Here is a 16017-nt window from a genome sequence, read left to right as displayed (position 1 = left end):
TATAGGAACATCTCCGCCGGCCGCGTAAACGCTGCGCGGGCGGCGCCACTTCCAGCCCGCGCGCAGGAACTGCCGATACTGTGAAAGGGAGCCTCATCCCCGCACAGCCAAGGAGTCCCGAGCATGGCAGATCAATTCCGCATGACCGAGGACGATACCGTTTCCCCGGACGCGAGCCCCCTGGAAGACATCCTGGAACTGAGCCTGCTCACAGCAGGCCCCGCCACCGGCCCCGTGGACCGGCCCAGGAAGAACCACCGAGACTACGAGCTGTAACCGCAAGCAGCACCGACGCTGCACCCCATAGATTTCCTTTTGCCGAGGAAAACCCGCGAAGGGCCGGCACATTCAACGTGCCGGCCCTTCGTCATGTCCGCCGCGCAAACATCCACAGGATGACGGCCGCGAGGCCGTTGAGGAAAGTGATAAAGAGGTCACCGGCGGCCGGCCGGCCGACAGCCAGATCCACGGCGACCAGCGCCACCGATCCGAGCGCGGCAACGGTGAACACCACAGCCAGGACCCGCCAGGTCCTCGGTGACAGCCATGCGCTTGCGCGCCTGGCGTCACTGCTGTGGCCAGGGCGTGGAGCCGGATCGCTCATTCCCTAACCCTACTCAGGGGCAAGGGCAGGCTCGCTGGGCTCGCCCTGGTTTCCGCTGCGCTTCAACCAGTTGATGGGCGTCCGCTGGCGCGGCCGGGTGTTGGGTCCAGGGCGCGCCGTCGCAGAGCTCCGGACCCCCTGAACCTGTGTGTCTACGACGTTTTTGGCTGCTGTCCTTCGGATTGTACGTGCCCGTTCCGGCCCCTCTAGCCCCTTCGTTCCTCCGGGGCCTGCGGCCCGGGAAAGTCTTCTCCGGCGCTCCTTCGTCGCTTATTTCCTCCGAAGATTTCCCGGGTCTTGCCCTGGCGGGTAGACGGGCCTGCACGTGCACAGCTCCGCAAGCTTCGCCAGCAGCCAAAAACAACGGGGGGAGCGGGGAGCTGGCCGGTCACCATTGGTCGCCCCACCCACCCCACTTCTCGGCAAGAAGGAGCAACACCATGAACGACCGCATTGCACGCGCAGCCCTGACCCGCTTGTTCGAACCGAACGACACGGTTGGGCGGACCCTTGTTGGCAGGCTCGGCGCGTACGCCGCGCTACGGCTCGCCACCGGCGCCCAACCCGCCCACACCCTCCCGGACGTGACGGGCGAGGAGCTGGCCGCCGCGCTGAAGCGCTGGGCACCCCGCGTGCCGGACCTGGACCCGGAGAAGGACCTGGCCACCATCGAACGCCTGGGCGGTGGTTTCCTGATCCCTGGGGATGAGCACTGGCCCACCGGCCTGGACGACCTTCCGGACGCGCCCTTCGGGCTCTGGTACCGGGGCAACATCGGGAACGGGATCCCCGATCCCGGCAGCTGCGCGGCACTGGCAGGCTCACGTGACTGCACGAGCTACGGCGCCGCTGTTACCGGTGACCTCGCCTACAGCCTGGCGCAGCGCGGAATCTGCGTCATCGCCGGACTCGCCTACGGCATCGACGCCCACGCCCATCGCGCCGCACTGGCCGGAAGCACCGGAGAAGGCACGGCCACCATCGCCGTCCTCGCCGGAGGGCTGGACCGCGATTACCCGTCCGGAAACGCCGACCTCGCGGCCGCGATCCGCGCCAACGGCCTGACCCTCTCGGAACTGCCCCCAGGATCCGCCCCCACGCGGTACCGCTTTCTGCAGAGGAACCGCATCATCGCCGCGCTGGCCGGAGTGACCTGTGTTGTCGAGGCCCGCTGGCGCTCCGGTGCACTGAACACCGCGCACCATGCCGAAACCATCGCCCGGCACGTCGCCGCCGTCCCCGGCAGCGTCCACAGCGCCAACTCCGCAGGATGCCACCGGCTCCTGAAAGAAGGTGCCGCGGAACTGGTCACAGACGCGGCCGAGTTGACCGAACTGCTCGCCAGCTAAACCCGGAGGGTGGCCGGTCTTTCGGGGCCGGTCACCGCGGGCGGTCCGCCGTCGTGGCGGGCTTTCGTTGGTGGTCGCCGGCGGCGGACCGCCAATCCCGCAGTAACCAGGTGCACGGTTGGCGGCCGTCGGCGGCAAGCCATGGGCTGTGGTGCCGTTGGGTTGTCCCTGGGCAGGGGAGTGGAAGGGCAGGCTCGCTGGGCTCGCCCTGGTTTCCGCTGCGCTTCAACCAGTTGATGGGCGTCCGCTGGCGCGGCCGGCTGTTGGGTCCAGGGCGCGCCGTCGCAGAGCTCCGGACCCCCTGAACCTGTGTGTCTACGACGTTTTTGGCTGCTGTCCTTCGGATTGTACGTGCCCGTTCCGGCCCCTCTAGCCCCTTCGTTCCTCCGGGGCCTGCGGCCCGGGAAAGTCTTCTCCGGCGCTCCTTCGTCGCTTATTTCCTCCGAAGATTTCCCGGGTCTTGCCCTGGCGGGTAGACGGGCCTGCACGTGCACAGCTCCGCAAGCTTCGCCAGCAGCCAAAAACAACGGGGGGAGCGGGGAGCTGGCCGGTCACCATTGGTCGCCCCACCCACCCCACTTCTCGGCAAGAAGGAGCAACACCATGAACGCAGCACCCACGCTGGAAATGCTTGACCCGGCAACGCTGACTGTCGATGTCAACGTCCGCAAGGACGCCGCCCTCACCTCAGATTTCATCGCCAGTATCAAGGTACACGGCGTCATGGAACCCGTGATCGCCCACCGCAGGGACGACGGAACCGTGCACGTCCTGATGGGCCAGCGCCGCACCCGGGCCGCCGTCGAAGCGGCTCGGCCCCTGATCCCGGTGATGATCATCGAAAGTCCCGAGGAAGCCGAACGCATCGTCACGCAGGTAGTGGAGAACATCCAGCGCGCCGAACTCACCGAAGCCGACGAGGCCGACGCCTACCACCAGCTGTCCCTGATCGGCGTCTCGGCCGCCGCGATCGCCAAGAAGACCGGACGGACCAGGACCACCGTCGAGTCCGCCCTCAAAGCCAAGTCCACCGAGACCGGAGCCGCCGCCCTGGGCAAGGGCTACACCATCGAAGAAGCCCTTATTCTCGCCGAATTTGAGTCCGACGAAGACGCGACGGCCGAAATCGAATCGGTCATCATGGACGAACCCGACATGCTCCTGCACGTCACCCAGCAGCTGCGCGACAAGCGCGACCGCGCCGCAGCGCTGGCCGCACTCACCGCCGAACTGGAGGCGGCAGGAACCCTCGTTGTTTTCGAGTGCGGATACGGGGAGGACAGCGAAACCCTCCGCGTTACCTCGCTGAAAAGGGCGGATGGGGAACCGGCCACCGACGAGGACGGAAACGCCGTCTACATTGAGACGGACTATCGCGGCGAACACTCCGCCGTCGCCGTGGTCAGCGGCTGGAAAGAACTGGGCTTCACGCTCCGCTACTACAGCGGCTACGGCACCTCTTCGGCCCCCAAAGGCCCCATGACCGACGAGCAGAAAGCCGAACGGAAGACCCTGATCGAGAACAACAAGCTGATGCAGTCCGCAACTGTGGTTAGGCGTGAATGGGTCAAGAATCTGCTGGCGAAGAAGCAGGCCCCCAAGGGCTGGCAGTACTTCACCCTCCACGCGATCACCCACCACTCTGAAACCGCCAGCGGCTACGAAGGGAAGGTGGCCGCAGAGATGGTGGGGGCGAAGTTCGAAGAGTCCAGCCAGTGGGCGTGGAACCCGCTCAGGGACCACGTCGCCAAGACCACCATCCGGCCGGAGTTTGGACTGATTGCGTTGATCTGCGCCGGGTATGAAAAGACCATCCAAAAAGATTCGTGGCGCTCACCGAGCCAAACCCACCGGGACTACCTGAACCAGCTGGTCCTCTGGGGATACACCGCAAGCGAGGTTGAGCAGATCATCATCGACAGCGGCGACAAGACCGAGACAGCCGGATAGACCACGGCTTCTGCGCCGGGCGGCGGATCCCAAACCCCGCCCGGCACGGGCCCAGCCCAATCGCCGCAGGGAAGGCCAGGAACCTTCCAGAAGTCGGGCGGTCCGCCGCCCAGGGCGAACCGTAGCAGCGACTCACCAGCGACGGACCGCCGATTAACGCATCCCACGTCCTCGCCCGCCAGGTGCCGCGCCCCCAGGGAACAACGACGCTCCCAGCGGCTGCAGCACTCGAAGAAGAACATTCAGCTAAGCTGAATCCATAAGTTTCCTTTGCCGAGGAGAACGCAGAAAGGCCGGCCTAACCGCCGGCCTTTCTTGTGCCCCCAAGCAAGCCGCAACGCAAAGGCGTCGCTCAGCAATCAGCCCGGGACGTTCCGCGGATCGTTGCCGTAACTGTTCTTAGAGCCGATCTGGCCGTCCTGGTTCTTGATGACGTGCTCGACCTGGTCAGCCTGGGCCGCTTCCCGGCCCGCGGCTACTGCCTCGTCCTTGGTGCCATAGCCGGCACCGAACGCGCGGTCAGTACCCTCACGCTTGTTCTTCCACTGGCCGTCCTCGTAGTACGTCTCGATATCGCCCTGAGCCATTGCATAACTCCCTCTGCCGATTCGGATCCTGACACCCCTGTACACGCGGGTAGCGAAAAGCCTCGCAGCACTGGGACCGCGAGGCTTTCCTAACGCCGTCCGCCTGATGGGGGCCAGGCGGCGAAGCTGACACCAACCTAATAGCAAGCATGCTTACTTTTCAAGTCCGGGACGGCTCCCTCTCCCATGGTCCACACCATGCGCTGCCGGCGCGCTGTTCGCCGTGGTTCATGTTCCTGAAGCAGGGACGACACCCATTCAGCATTGCCACCCCGCCGGATACCTATCAGCACTTCCGAGGGCTTGGGGCTTCTCAGGCACAGGGGGCTAAGCCTTGGCGAACCTGCGGAGACCGCCACAGTCGCCGGCGGCGCGACCAGCCATCCGTCCCCGTGGCTCAGTGCAGAATGTCCGCTCAGGTATAGCGCAAAAAGGCCTAGAATATGCGGTAAAACCTCTATTCATTCAGTTGAATGATTGCTAAAATTGAGGTAGCAAGTCAGCCAGACGAACGAAACTTATTTGATACGAAACCAGGTGCTGAAAATGACTGCAACACCGACCGCTTACACGGTCTACACCAAGCCCGAGTGCCCGAACTGTGAGAAGACGAAGGACTACTTCGACTCCAAGGGCATCAGCTACACGGCCGTGGATATCACCGAAGTGCCGGCAGCGCTGGAGTACATCACCGCCGAACTCGGCTACTCCCAGGCGCCCGTCGTCGTGAACAACACCGATGACCAGGACCGCTGGTCCGGCCTGCGCCGCGACAAGCTCGTCCAGGCAGCCATGAGCCACAAGGCAGCGTGAGGACAGTGACCACCCCGCGCCCGGTCGTCGGGTACAAACTCAGCCCACGGATCCCGTTGGAGGTGGACCTGTTCCGCCAGGTCAACCCCAGCGGCAGGATTCCCACCGACATTGTGGACCCCTACGCTGTGGAGCCCGCCATTGTGGAACCCCTCAGTGAGGACCTGTACGACGGCTACGCCTTCCCAGACACGGGCGTGGATGACCGGTACCTGGAGACGATCAGCCGCGCCCCACTCGGCGAGGGCTGGCTCTGGGACGCGCACACCGCAAACCAGTACCAACCCAACGACCTCACCCACAACGAACCGGGTGGGACCGAACCTCAAAACGAACCCACACCAGACACCGACGACATCACCAGCAGACGAGGAAAAGGAACCATCATGGCCGGCGAAACCACCATTACTGTCATTGGAAACCTGACCAACGACCCAGAGCTGCGCTTCACTCCGAGCGGGTCAGCCGTTGCGAACTTCACCATCGCCTCCACGCCCAGGACGTTCGACCGTCAGTCCAATGAGTGGAAGGACGGGGAGACGCTTTTCCTCCGGGCCAGTGTGTGGCGGGAAGCGGCTGAGAATGTGGCCGAGTCCCTGACCAAGGGCATGCGCGTGATCGTCACGGGCCGGCTGAAGTCCCGTTCCTACGAAACCAAGGACGGCGAGAAGCGCACCGTGATCGAGCTCGAAGTGGACGAGATCGGTCCGTCCCTTCGATACGCGAACGCGAAGGTCAACCGCGCCCAGCGCCGCCCCCAGGGCGGGCAGGGGAACGGCTACCAGGGCAATGCCAACAGCCAGCCCCAATCCGGCCCGCAGGATGATCCCTGGGCTGTGCCGGCTAACAGCAACGCGGCTGGGGGATGGGGCAACGGACCCGACTCCGAACCTCCCTTCTAAAGCAATACAACTGTCGGGGTCAGCAGATACGCTGGCCCCGACAGGCATCAGGCGCACCACCGGCAAACCAGAGACCGCGAGAGAAGGACACAAACGATGACGCATGCAGATGACCTCCGCGCCTGGGCGCGAGGTTCGTACACCACAGAGGCGGCAACAGAGCTGTTGCTGAAGGCGTTTGGTGGCCGCTTCGCGGAGGTCGGTAACCCGTGGGCTCAGGCCGCCACCACGACCGAGGAAGGCTACCGGGAACACGCATGGATTGACTTCGCAGCCATCCCAGAGCAGGCCGGCGCACTCTCTGGTGGGGAACGTCGTTTCCTCATGCTCGCTGCGTCCCTTGCTGAGGATGTTCCGGTGGTTTTGGGTGACCTTGTGTCGGGGCTGGATCGGGAGAACCTGGACTTGGTCTTGGCCGCGATCGCGCATGCCTGCGGCAGCCACCAGCACTCGGATATCCGCTTCAACGAAGACGGCTCCATGTCCCGGGGGAAGGGTTACCTGGACAGCCTGCACCCGTGGCCGCGGGCACTGCGCTCCGTCTAGGCAGAGACTCTTTTGATGGCGAAGCCGAAACGGTTTCCGGCGTTCACGCCGTACTACACGGAGGAGCAGGCGGGACAGGTCCGGGCCGCGTTCAGGGCCGCTGGCCTGCAGGAGGGCGACGCCAGTGTTTCGGACCTTATCGTCCGGGCGACGATGCGTGAAGTGAAGCGTCTGCAGCGCAAGTACAACGGCGGTAAGCCGTGGCCTCCGGTGCAGGCCGGCGAGCTGCGGCGAGGGCAGAGAACAGTGGATGAAATGCAGCACCGAAACGAGGAAACGTAAGCGTGGCTAAGAGGACTGAGGAAGCAAGCAGGAGTGGTGCGCCCGGGGCTAACCCGTTCCCGCGGATGTTGACACTGGACCAGGTTGAGGAGGTCCTGAACCTTGGTAAACCGCTGGTCTACGCACTGGTTCGGAGTGGGGAGTTGAGGGCAGCTCAGTTTGGCGGCCGCGGCGTTTGGCGCGTCCGGGAAGACGATTTGAGCGCGTACATCGATGCCGCATACGAGAAAACAGCGGAGCGCATTGCATCCGGCCAGGTTCCCGAGGCGGAGTCCCCGGCAGACAACTGACCTGCAGCGGCTGAACCGTCGAAGGCGGCACCCCATGATGGGTGTCGGCCTTTTGTTTGCCGGGTCAGGTTCACCGTCTTGTGAACTCTTTGCTGCGGCTGGTGCCATTGCTTGGATCACGCGGGCCTGCAGAAGTGGTGGTGATGCGCGCCGCCCTGCAGCTTGTGGTTGTCACCGCGATGTACCGGCCCGGGAAGCCTCCTGTGCCTTAGAACCCAGCCCCTGGGATGGTTCAATACGTACCTAAGGATGCCGCGCTGTGTAGTCCTGTGTCGTCCCTGCTGAAGAAGACCCAGCCGCCCCTTCAGGTGCGACGGCAGCGTGGGTCTTGGACCATGGGAAATTGTCCCAGTTTTAATAGACCGTTTTGGGCGTGGCTGTGCACGGCCCACCGCTCTACTTCTAGGATGCTCCAGGCTACACAACAGAAGGACCGGAGTGTTCCGGTCCTTCTGTTGTGTAGCGGCCTATTAGCTGCCTGCCACGGTCACTTGGTTTCACCGCGGCGTCGCCAAGGGCTATTGTTCGTTGACGGACGTGCCGGCGTCCTGGTCGGTTCCTTGTTCCGAACCGGCGGAGCGCTTGGCTGTCCGTCGGCGTTTGACTGCCGAGGGTTCGAGGCCAAGTTTCTTCAGTTCGTCGGCGCTCCATCCATCCCGGGTGGCTTGTACGTAGGCGCGCTTGTCATCGCGTTCGGCGGCGACAAGTTGATCCTTCAGTTCGGTAATTCTCTGGCGGCTTTTTACCAGGGCGGTGACGGATTCGATGCGGGAGTCCAGCAGCGCGCGGGCTTGGTTTCGTGTCTGTTCAATATCGAGGGTAGCCATGGGTCCAGCCTAACGATCAGCTCGAGGCCGGCTCGGCCGGACGCGCCGATCCTGGCATGAGATGTCCACCTTGGCCTGAGGCTGCTCTGCCAGCAGTTCTCTGTTACGTGGGTCGTTGAACCAGTCCCGCAGATAGTCGTCTGAGTAGCTGACAGTTCGGGCTGTGAACTGGAAGTATTCGGGGCCGATACCTTGCTGCCGCCACTGCCGCAGCTGTGTCGAAGAGATTCCGTATTGCCTGGCCACTGTGGTCGGTGAGATGAGAGCCAAAACTGTACCTTTCGCTAACCCTATGCCGCGTTCCTTTCGGCACGCTTGCCGAAACTTGGCCGGTGAAGGAATTGGCCAGTCGGAGTCAGTCGGACCGTGGAATACCGGAGCGGAGCGAGGATATGCCGCGAAAGCCGGCTGCGGAGACTTGCCAAGGAAGGACCGGGCAGTAGCCTCAACCAGCCGAAACGGAACGACGCAGTCGTTGAACAAGTCAGACGCGCAGCGTCCTGCAGGGCAGTACCCAGCCAACCACCCAGAGCGCCAAATGAAGGCGGAGGTGATTTTCCGGAGCAAGCTATGTGGTTATGTGCCATAACCCGCGTGTTGATCCACGGCCGGCGGCCCTGGATGCGGCACACTCGTCAGTGTGGCCCGGAGATTCCGGGGCGCTGCGCTGGGCATTGGGGGAGTGGGATGGGGATGACTGAAGAGTCGAAGTCGCCGCCCCGGTTCTCCCGCCGGCGCCGCGCGAATATTGACGGTGACACTCAGTACGTGCGGGTGTCGATGTCCGAATTTGAGCGCGCGCAGTTGAAGGTGCTGGAGGAACGGACCGGGCGCAGCCCGTCGGAGATTCTGGTCAGCGCTGCCCTGTACGCGGAGAACTCCGAGTCGCTGGCCGAGCGGCGGGCGATGGCGGTGGAATTCATCGCGGCCCGCCGCTACCTCGCTGCCCTGTCAAACAACGTCAACCAGCTCGCCCGGCACGCGAACGCCACGGACGAATTCCCCGAAGCAGCCCGCACCGTGTTGACCCGGGTACGGGCGGTCGCTGACCGCATCAATACGATGCTGGATTCGATGGTGCGCTGATGATTCCCAACATCACCAAGGGCACCCGCATGCACGGGCTCATCGCATACCTTGCCGGTCCCGGCCGGGCTAACGAACACACCGACCCGCACCTTGTCGCGGGCTCACCGTCGATCATGGCCTGGCACAATGATGACGAACTGAACACCGACGCGGCACAGGCCATTGCCAAGGAATTGGACCGTGCCCGAAGCGTCCTGGGCGTTGAGATTCCCGGCGGCCATGTCTGGCACTGCTCTCTTTCCCTGCGCGCCGAGGAAGGCGACCTTACCGACCAAAAGTGGGCTGAGATTGCGCAGGACTTCATGAACGAGATGGGGTTCACCGAAGCCAGCGGACGGGCGCCGGCCCAGTGGGTGGCGATCCGTCACGGCCACAGCAAAGCCGGGAACGACCACATCCACATCGCTGCCTCCATGGTCCGCGAGGACGGCACGAAGTGGAGCAGCTGGCGGGACTTCCCCCGCGCACAACAAGCCGCCCGTGAGCTCGAGAAGAAGTACGGCCTGGAAGAACTTTCACCAACGCATTCCACCCGTGGACTGCGGCCGGGAGAACGCGAAGCATCCGAACGGCGGGGAGCCCCGGAACCGGAACGCCGGTCCCTGGAACGCAAAGTCCGTGCCTGCGCGACTTCGGCCCAGGATGAGGCCGAATTCATTCGACGCCTGCGCCGTACCGGTGCCCTGGTCAGGCCGCGGTACGCGTCCGGACGGGACGACGTCGTGGTCGGCTACAGCGTGGCAGAACGTCCCCCCAAAGGTGGCCGGCCTGTTTGGTTCGGCGGCGGTCACCTCGCCAAAGACCTTGCCCTGCCCAAGCTCCGTGCCGAGTGGCCTGACAGCCCGCAAGGTGCCGCCGTGGCGGTCGCAGAATGGCAGGCAGCTGCGCGTGGACGCCGCCCGGTCACGATCGGCCGTGAAGCCCACGAACCGGACCCGCACATGTGGGAGCAGTACAGCGACGAAGTTGCCCAGCTCCGCGAATCGCTGCGCTCCGTCCCGCTGGACGATCACGCGACTTGGGCGCACGTTGCACGCGAGACATCCGGTGCCTTCGCAGCCTGGTCCACGGCAACCGAGGCAACGCCAGGACCACTCGCAGCAGCAGCCGACGAGCTGTCCAAGACGGCACAACTGCGGCGCTACCCGGTCCGCCCCATCCGCAGCGCGGGACCATCTGCCCGCGGAGCCTCGCTCATGCTCATGGCAGCTTCGATGGGCGGCACCGGAACCGCCGCGCAGGCGATCATGCTGCGCCAGCTGCTCAACGTCGCCAAGGCCGTCCACGACATGCACAAGGCATCAAATGATCTGCGCCGAGCACGCCAGATCAGCCACATGGTGAAGCACCAGCTGAGTCACGTCGCGGCCGCACTACCCAGTGTCCCAGCGACAACGCCCACAGCGGATAGGGAAGCGACCGCCGCAGTACGCGCGAGTGTAGCCGGCCAGGTTGCCGGTCGGTCCGCGGGCTCCGTGCTGCCGCCGAAATACGTGCAGGCACGCACCCACGCGGACACCCGAAGCGGGAGTGCCCGCCCGGACATTGAGAGATAACACCAAGGAGGGGAACCATGAGCGAATCTGATGGCATTGATGAGGCTCTTGAGGGAATGTCGCGCGTTGCGCTGACTGTCGCCGGGCGGCTCGGTGAGCAGCTTGCCAGGGTACGCGAGCAAGAGATGCGCCGCGCCCAAGCGGCCGAGGAACAACAGGCCCGCGAGCTGCAGGCCCGGTTCGATGCGGAGCGTGCGGCTGCCCGTGCACAGCTCGCTCCGGTCATGGATAACCGGTGGTGGGACACGGCCACCGGCCGTGACGTCGAAAGGGTCCATGAGGCGGCCACCGCGTGGAAGGACCATGACCCGGCGGCGCGCGACGCGGCCGAGGTGATCCGTGACCAGGTACAGCGCCGCTACGGTTTGGACGTGGACAACCTCGGTGCCAATGAAGCAACGGTGGCGGAGGCCCTGGCTAAAGCTGAACGGGACCGCGAACAAGCGGAACACGAACGCCGTTCCGGCCGTGATGAGAACGCCCAGGCTGTGCAGCTGCTGGCCGAGGCCGACCGGGAAGACAGGAAACGCGCGGAGGCCGTTGATCGGCCCTCAAAGGAGGACTTGGACGAAGCGCTGGCCTGGCTCCGGGAGACCAAACCCATTGAGGCACACAACTGGGAACAGCGGCATAATTTTGCGGACAGCGTGGCCGAGGAGAAGGACATGGAGAGGCGGTTGATCACAGACTGGACAGCTGCTGGTGCCAATCACCGTCCCGAGCAGTTGCGTGACGAAGCCGAAATCAAATACGACTCAGCCGAGCGCCGACAGGAGCTGGCGGCAAGCCTCGAAGGGGTTGCTGACCGCGAGGCTGTACAAGCGCGGCTCAATTCCGATCAAGACCAGGCCACGCCGCCCAGCGCAGCCGTAGGCAAGGGATCAAGGCCTGCAAAGGCCCGCAAGACGCGCGGAGCCAACGGCCCGACAAAGCTCCTTCAAAAGGGCATGAGCCGGTAAGCCCTTCAGTCCGTCCAGCCCAGGAAATCTGAGCGGATTGCCGGGGCCCGCAAACTGGCCCCGGCCGGGTGCTGCTCACATTAGGATGTCCGGGTGACCGCTGAACACGGCAAGCGCCGCTTTCTGACCATCGAGCAGGTCGCCGAAGAACTGAACGCCAAAAGCAACCTCATCCGGAACCTCATTCATACTGGAGAGCTTCGCGCTTTTCAGGTTGGAGCGAGGGGGTTCTGGCGCGTCGGCCGCCAGGATCTCGAGGACTATATCGCAGATGCTTACCGGCGCACCGCTGAGCGGATCGCCACCGGCGAATTCACGGACGACGTGCCAGAAGTGGAATAGGGACGCTGGAGGGGCAGAAACCCTGTTTTCCGGGGCCGTCCGGCGTCGCTCCAGGCGTCCTACGCTGGCGTGCGCGCATCCGCGGATACAGTTTCCCAGCGTTTCTGGGCTCCTTGCCGGCTGATCCCGAAGGCCCTGCCGATCTTGTCCCATGAGACGCCCGCCGCCCTAGCGGACGCGACGGCGTCGTCGAGCTGGGCTTCGAGATCCTTCAAGCTCCGGCCCAGGCTGCCGATGGTGTGCAGCGACAGGTCCGGGGCGATATGCCGGTGCCACACGTCCAGGAACACTGGCTCCAGGTCCTCCCGGTCGCTTATATCAGCGGCGTCGGCGCTGGCCGGGGGTCCGGCGTAAATGCGCCCCGCGGCTACATCCTCGTCGGAAGGGTCCCAAACCCGCGTCCACAAGGGATCCAAGATGACGTGTTCCCGGAACGGAACACAGCTGCAGGCAACCCGCCATCCGACCACCTGGGACGGCGGCCGCCACGCCTCGCGGGTCGGATCCTCCTCATGCGCGACCGGCCGGCCTTCAGGCGTCATCAGGTTTATCTCCATATACCTGCCACCGGACCCGAACATACCGTCCGCGAAGACGCAGACCACATAGCCTTCATGCTCGCTGCCTTCGGTAAACCAGCCCATCGCGCTTCCCTTCGCCGCCCGCCAATTGCTACAGTGACAGTATGAGCGCTAGCAACCCTCGTTGACAAGCATGGTAGCTATAGCAACTTTAGTTGACATAATCTTTATTATCGGCGTTCAAAGTACGGGAGTAGAAGTAGCTGCGAGAACTCCCTTCCCTTGACGAATCCAGCGTTTCCGCAGGTCAACAGGGCTTTGCTGGTAACGCGCGCTCCTCACGCCGACGGCTGAATTTGCCCTTGGATCGCTTATGGCTGTAGGTTTCCTGCATCTAATGCATGTTTCCATGGTTTAGGGGTCGTTGTGAGTGGTGCCGGTCCAGGTTTCGTCCCGCGGATGCTGGTGGATCCGGACATTGGGCTGTTCAGGGCTGATGAACGGGTTTTCACTGCCATGCTCGATGGCTGGCGGGCGCAGATGCTGGCACGCGGCCTCACGACTCAGACCATCAAGCAGCGCTGCCAGCTGCTGGAGCGTTTTCAGCGCTTTACGGGTGAATTTCCGTGGCAATGGCGCCCCGCCGACATTGATGACTTCCTGGCCGATCTGCGCTCGGGCGAGAAACCGATCAGTCTGAAGACGTTGCGCTCGTACAGCAACGCCGTGGCGATGTTCTGCTCTTACCTGACGCATCCTGGCTATGGGTGGGGCGAGTTCTGCGAACGGACATTCGGCGATATTCCGAGCCAGATCTGCTTCGAGTGGAACACGCCACGGCACACCACCGATGATGCCGTCCCGGCTAAGAAGCGGTCCTTCACCAAGGCGGAACTGCAGCGCCTTTTCGACTACATCGATGACCTTGTCGACAGGGAATACGCCGCTGGCAGCAAGCGTTGGTTGCCCCTGTTCCGCGACTCGGTGGCGTTCAAAGTCTGTTACGCCTATGGGCTTCGCCGACGCGAAATGACCATGCTGGACCTGGAAGACTTCGGCCCGAACCCGCACGTCAGCGACTACGGCCGGTTCGGAGCAGTCCAGGTTCGGTTCGCCAAAGGTACGGCTCGGGACCCAGACGTCGCACCGTGTTGACCGTGCCGGAGTTCGACTGGGTCGTGGACCAGCTCAAGACCTGGACAGCCGGCGGCATGAGGCAGCAGTTCCCGACAGCTGAACGGTCTTCGGCTCTTTGGCCGAGCGAACGTGGCGCCCGGATGTCCCTGGGCTCTTTCGGGGATGCGTTCGCCGCTGCCCGGGATGCCGTCGGCCTGCCCCAGGAGCTGGGTCTGCATTGCCTCAGGCATTCCTACGTGACCCACCTGATCGAAGCCGGCTACGACGCGGCCTTCGTGCAGACTCAGGTTGGCCACTCCTACGCCTCGACCACCGGGCTCTACACCTCGGTATCGTCGGACTTCAAGCAGAAAACCGTGCAGCAGATGATTGCACGCCGCATCGCGAACTTGGAGGACCCAGATGCCTGAACAGCGCCGGATCGGCTACCGCTGGAACTTGCGAGCCCTGATGGCAAAGCAGAACCTGTGGAAGACCACCGAACTGATGCCGCTCCTGAAGTCCCGTGGCATCAACCTCTCCGAAAGTCAGGTCTACAGGCTGGTCACCTCCACGCCGGAGCGCATTCCGGCAAGGACATTCGCCGCGCTCTGCGACATCCTGGACTGCACACCCAACGACCTGTTCGAACCATTCGTGGAGATGCGCGCCGCGGCGACAGCGAATGCCCCGAAGCGCAGTGAAGACCTCGGCATCGAACCAGGCAACCCCATCGCACGACGTGTCCGCCTCGTCGCTTCTGAGGACGGTGAGTAGGCCACGCAAAGCAGAGGACCCGATCCGCTGGCCGGTTCCCTGCAGTCGCTGCGGTCAGCACCATCAAACCGTCGCGCGCTGGCCAGACGGCGGCGTTTGCGGCTACTGCTATCAGCAGGCAAAGCGCACCCGTGGAGTCTGCGCCTGCGGCCATGAAGGTGTTCTTCCGGGAATTATCGATGAGGAGCCGGCATGCCGCAGCTGCTCGGGCGTTCGGCTCAACGTCGACTGTGTGGGCTGCGGCGCCGAAGACGAACTTTACAGTGGTGGACGCTGCTGGACCTGCGTCCTCGGCGACATCGTAGACGACCTGCTTACAGACCCAGCTACGGGAGTCATGGCCACGGAACTGATCCCGCTGGCGGCGGCACTGAAGTCAATGAAACGGGCCAACAGCGGCATGACCTGGATCCGGCAAAAGCACGTCACGGCCTTCCTTCGTAACCTCGCTACCGCACCCAAAATCAGTCACGACACCTTCGATGAACTGCCCGACTCCCGCACCCGCGAGTACGTCCGAGGGCTCCTCATCGAACACGGGGTGCTCCCCCAGCGAAATGCGTTCCTGATTCGCTACGAAAGCTGGGCCACCCAAGCCATGGAACGCGTCAGCGACCCACAGAACCTTGACGTGATCCGCCGCTACATCCGATGGCATCACCAGCGACGCATGAACCTCATGGACGAAGTCCCCCGCGGCACCTTCCTGCGCGCCAAACAGGAAGTCACCGTCGCCATCGACCTCCTGAACTGGCTCACCGGTCATGACATCAAACTGCCGGAACTGCAGCAGTCCCACCTTGATGTATGGCAATCCGAGGGGCCCACGACGAGACGCATCGCTGAGCGCTTCCTCAAATGGGCCATCAAAACCAAGGCCGCCCCAGCGGGGCTCACCATCGTCCCGCACCGCCGCGGCACCAGCCCAAGACTCCCCAAGATCGGGCAAGACAAAGCGCTCCAACAAATCATCCACACCAACGCACTGGAGACCCGTGACCGGGCCGCCGCGATCCTCATCCTCGTCTTCGGACAACAAGCCGAAAACATCGCCCGGCTGACCTGGGACGACGTCACAGTCACTGAAGACTTAGTCACCATCCAACTCGGAACCACCAAAATTGCGCTGCCGGACCCGTTAGCCCAGCCATGGCGGGAGCTCGCCGCAAACCCAGGCCACGAACTGACCGCAGCACACCCCAACACCAAGTGGGTATTCCGCGGAACATCACCCGGACGCCACATCCACCCAGGGCACCTCACAACCCGACTCAGCAAGCTCTTCAACACCCGAGCCGCGCGACTCGGAACACTCCACGAACTCACCAAACTCGCACCCGTGGCCATCATCGCCGAAACCCTCGGCTACTCCCCGACTACCATCGAACGCCACGCCACCGACTCGGCATCCGCCTATGCCCGGTACATCGCAGCAGTAAACGAGTCCGTCCTGCACGAAAGCCCGAGAAACTAGAACGGCTCCGTCTCGCTTGCGTCCGTGAGGACA

18 protein-coding genes and 1 pseudogene are annotated in these 16017 nt (G+C 63.8%); 15 read left to right on the top strand and 4 right to left on the bottom strand.

Annotation, left to right across the window (positions count from 1 at the left end; translation table 11 throughout):
- Positions 1-123 precede the first annotated feature (123 nt).
- Positions 124-276, top strand: a complete 153-nt coding sequence (locus ASPHE3_RS22405; RefSeq protein ID WP_167537012.1) for a hypothetical protein — start codon at positions 124-126, stop codon at positions 274-276.
- 91 nt (positions 277-367) lie between these two features.
- Here the strand turns inward: ASPHE3_RS22405 and ASPHE3_RS21155 are convergent, their stop codons facing one another.
- Positions 368-604: a hypothetical protein gene (locus tag ASPHE3_RS21155; protein ID WP_041653747.1), complete on the bottom strand. Its 237-nt coding sequence runs from the start codon at positions 602-604 to the stop codon at positions 368-370.
- Positions 605-1044: 440 nt separating this feature from the next.
- Between ASPHE3_RS21155 and dprA the strand changes: the two genes are divergently transcribed.
- On the top strand, positions 1045-1953 hold the full coding sequence (gene dprA, locus ASPHE3_RS21150; protein ID WP_013603184.1) for a DNA-processing protein DprA: 909 nt from the start codon (positions 1045-1047) through the stop codon (positions 1951-1953).
- A 603-nt stretch (positions 1954-2556) separates the two neighbouring features.
- A complete protein-coding gene (locus ASPHE3_RS21145; protein WP_013603183.1) occupies positions 2557-3903 on the top strand; it encodes a ParB/RepB/Spo0J family partition protein in 1347 nt (448 codons plus the stop codon).
- A 359-nt stretch (positions 3904-4262) separates the two neighbouring features.
- Here ASPHE3_RS21145 and ASPHE3_RS21140 read toward each other — a convergent pair whose 3' ends face one another.
- Positions 4263-4490, bottom strand: a complete 228-nt coding sequence (locus ASPHE3_RS21140) for a DUF2188 domain-containing protein (RefSeq protein WP_013603182.1) — start codon at positions 4488-4490, stop codon at positions 4263-4265.
- Between the two features lie 546 nt (positions 4491-5036).
- Between ASPHE3_RS21140 and ASPHE3_RS21135 the strand changes: the two genes are divergently transcribed.
- From ASPHE3_RS21135 to ASPHE3_RS21115, 5 genes are all read left to right on the top strand, one after another.
- On the top strand, positions 5037-5303 hold the full coding sequence (locus ASPHE3_RS21135) for a glutaredoxin family protein (protein WP_013603181.1): 267 nt from the start codon (positions 5037-5039) through the stop codon (positions 5301-5303).
- 5 nt (positions 5304-5308) lie between these two features.
- Positions 5309-6205, top strand: coding sequence for a single-stranded DNA-binding protein (locus ASPHE3_RS22800; protein ID WP_013603180.1), 897 nt, complete (start codon positions 5309-5311; stop codon positions 6203-6205).
- A 96-nt stretch (positions 6206-6301) separates the two neighbouring features.
- Positions 6302-6751: an ATP-binding cassette domain-containing protein gene (locus tag ASPHE3_RS21125; RefSeq protein ID WP_013603179.1), complete on the top strand. Its 450-nt coding sequence runs from the start codon at positions 6302-6304 to the stop codon at positions 6749-6751.
- Between the two features lie 15 nt (positions 6752-6766).
- The gene (locus ASPHE3_RS21120) at positions 6767-7033 is read left to right on the top strand and encodes a ParB family protein (RefSeq protein WP_041653746.1); all 267 of its coding nucleotides are present in this window, start codon (positions 6767-6769) and stop codon (positions 7031-7033) included.
- 2 nt (positions 7034-7035) lie between these two features.
- The gene (locus tag ASPHE3_RS21115; RefSeq protein WP_013603177.1) at positions 7036-7323 is read left to right on the top strand and encodes a helix-turn-helix domain-containing protein; all 288 of its coding nucleotides are present in this window, start codon (positions 7036-7038) and stop codon (positions 7321-7323) included.
- Between the two features lie 518 nt (positions 7324-7841).
- Here ASPHE3_RS21115 and ASPHE3_RS21110 read toward each other — a convergent pair.
- Positions 7842-8150 carry a hypothetical protein gene (locus ASPHE3_RS21110; protein ID WP_013603176.1) on the bottom strand — a complete coding sequence of 103 codons (309 nt, stop codon included), beginning with the start codon at positions 8148-8150 and terminating at the stop codon, positions 7842-7844.
- Positions 8151-8843: 693 nt separating this feature from the next.
- Here ASPHE3_RS21110 and mobC point away from each other — a divergent pair.
- From mobC to ASPHE3_RS21090, 4 genes are all read left to right on the top strand, one after another.
- Complete coding sequence (gene mobC / locus ASPHE3_RS21105) at positions 8844-9236, top strand: plasmid mobilization relaxosome protein MobC (protein ID WP_013603174.1); 393 nt, start codon at positions 8844-8846, stop codon at positions 9234-9236.
- Positions 9236-10795: a relaxase/mobilization nuclease domain-containing protein gene (locus ASPHE3_RS21100; RefSeq protein WP_013603173.1), complete on the top strand. Its 1560-nt coding sequence runs from the start codon at positions 9236-9238 to the stop codon at positions 10793-10795. The genes mobC and ASPHE3_RS21100 overlap by 1 nt, the downstream gene beginning before the upstream one ends.
- 17 nt (positions 10796-10812) lie before the next feature.
- Positions 10813-11754: a hypothetical protein gene (locus ASPHE3_RS21095; RefSeq protein WP_013603172.1), complete on the top strand. Its 942-nt coding sequence runs from the start codon at positions 10813-10815 to the stop codon at positions 11752-11754.
- 93 nt (positions 11755-11847) lie between these two features.
- Positions 11848-12096 carry a helix-turn-helix domain-containing protein gene (locus ASPHE3_RS21090; RefSeq protein WP_013603171.1) on the top strand — a complete coding sequence of 83 codons (249 nt, stop codon included), beginning with the start codon at positions 11848-11850 and terminating at the stop codon, positions 12094-12096.
- Between the two features lie 59 nt (positions 12097-12155).
- On the opposite strand, the gene ASPHE3_RS21085 is transcribed toward ASPHE3_RS21090, so the two are convergent.
- Positions 12156-12740, bottom strand: a complete 585-nt coding sequence (locus ASPHE3_RS21085) for a hypothetical protein (RefSeq protein ID WP_013603170.1) — start codon at positions 12738-12740, stop codon at positions 12156-12158.
- A 336-nt stretch (positions 12741-13076) separates the two neighbouring features.
- On the opposite strand from ASPHE3_RS21085, the pseudogene ASPHE3_RS21080 reads away from it, so the two are divergent.
- The 3 genes and pseudogenes from ASPHE3_RS21080 to ASPHE3_RS21070 all read left to right on the top strand — a co-directional run bounded on the left by ASPHE3_RS21080 (position 13077) and on the right by ASPHE3_RS21070 (position 15984).
- A pseudogene (locus ASPHE3_RS21080) lies at positions 13077-14164 on the top strand (tyrosine-type recombinase/integrase).
- Positions 14157-14510, top strand: a complete 354-nt coding sequence (locus ASPHE3_RS21075; RefSeq protein ID WP_013603167.1) for a helix-turn-helix domain-containing protein — start codon at positions 14157-14159, stop codon at positions 14508-14510. The pseudogene ASPHE3_RS21080 and the gene ASPHE3_RS21075 overlap by 8 nt, the downstream one beginning before the upstream one ends.
- A gap of 337 nt (positions 14511-14847) precedes the next feature.
- The gene (locus ASPHE3_RS21070; protein WP_307312637.1) at positions 14848-15984 is read left to right on the top strand and encodes a Fis family transcriptional regulator; all 1137 of its coding nucleotides are present in this window, start codon (positions 14848-14850) and stop codon (positions 15982-15984) included.
- The last annotated feature ends 33 nt before the right edge of the window (positions 15985-16017 follow it).

Source organism: Pseudarthrobacter phenanthrenivorans Sphe3, assembly GCF_000189535.1.
GTDB classification, from domain to species: Bacteria; Actinomycetota; Actinomycetes; order Actinomycetales; family Micrococcaceae; genus Arthrobacter; species Arthrobacter phenanthrenivorans.
The sequence above is the reverse complement of the archived record's forward strand: the minus strand, read 5'-3'. Positions and strand labels throughout refer to the sequence as shown.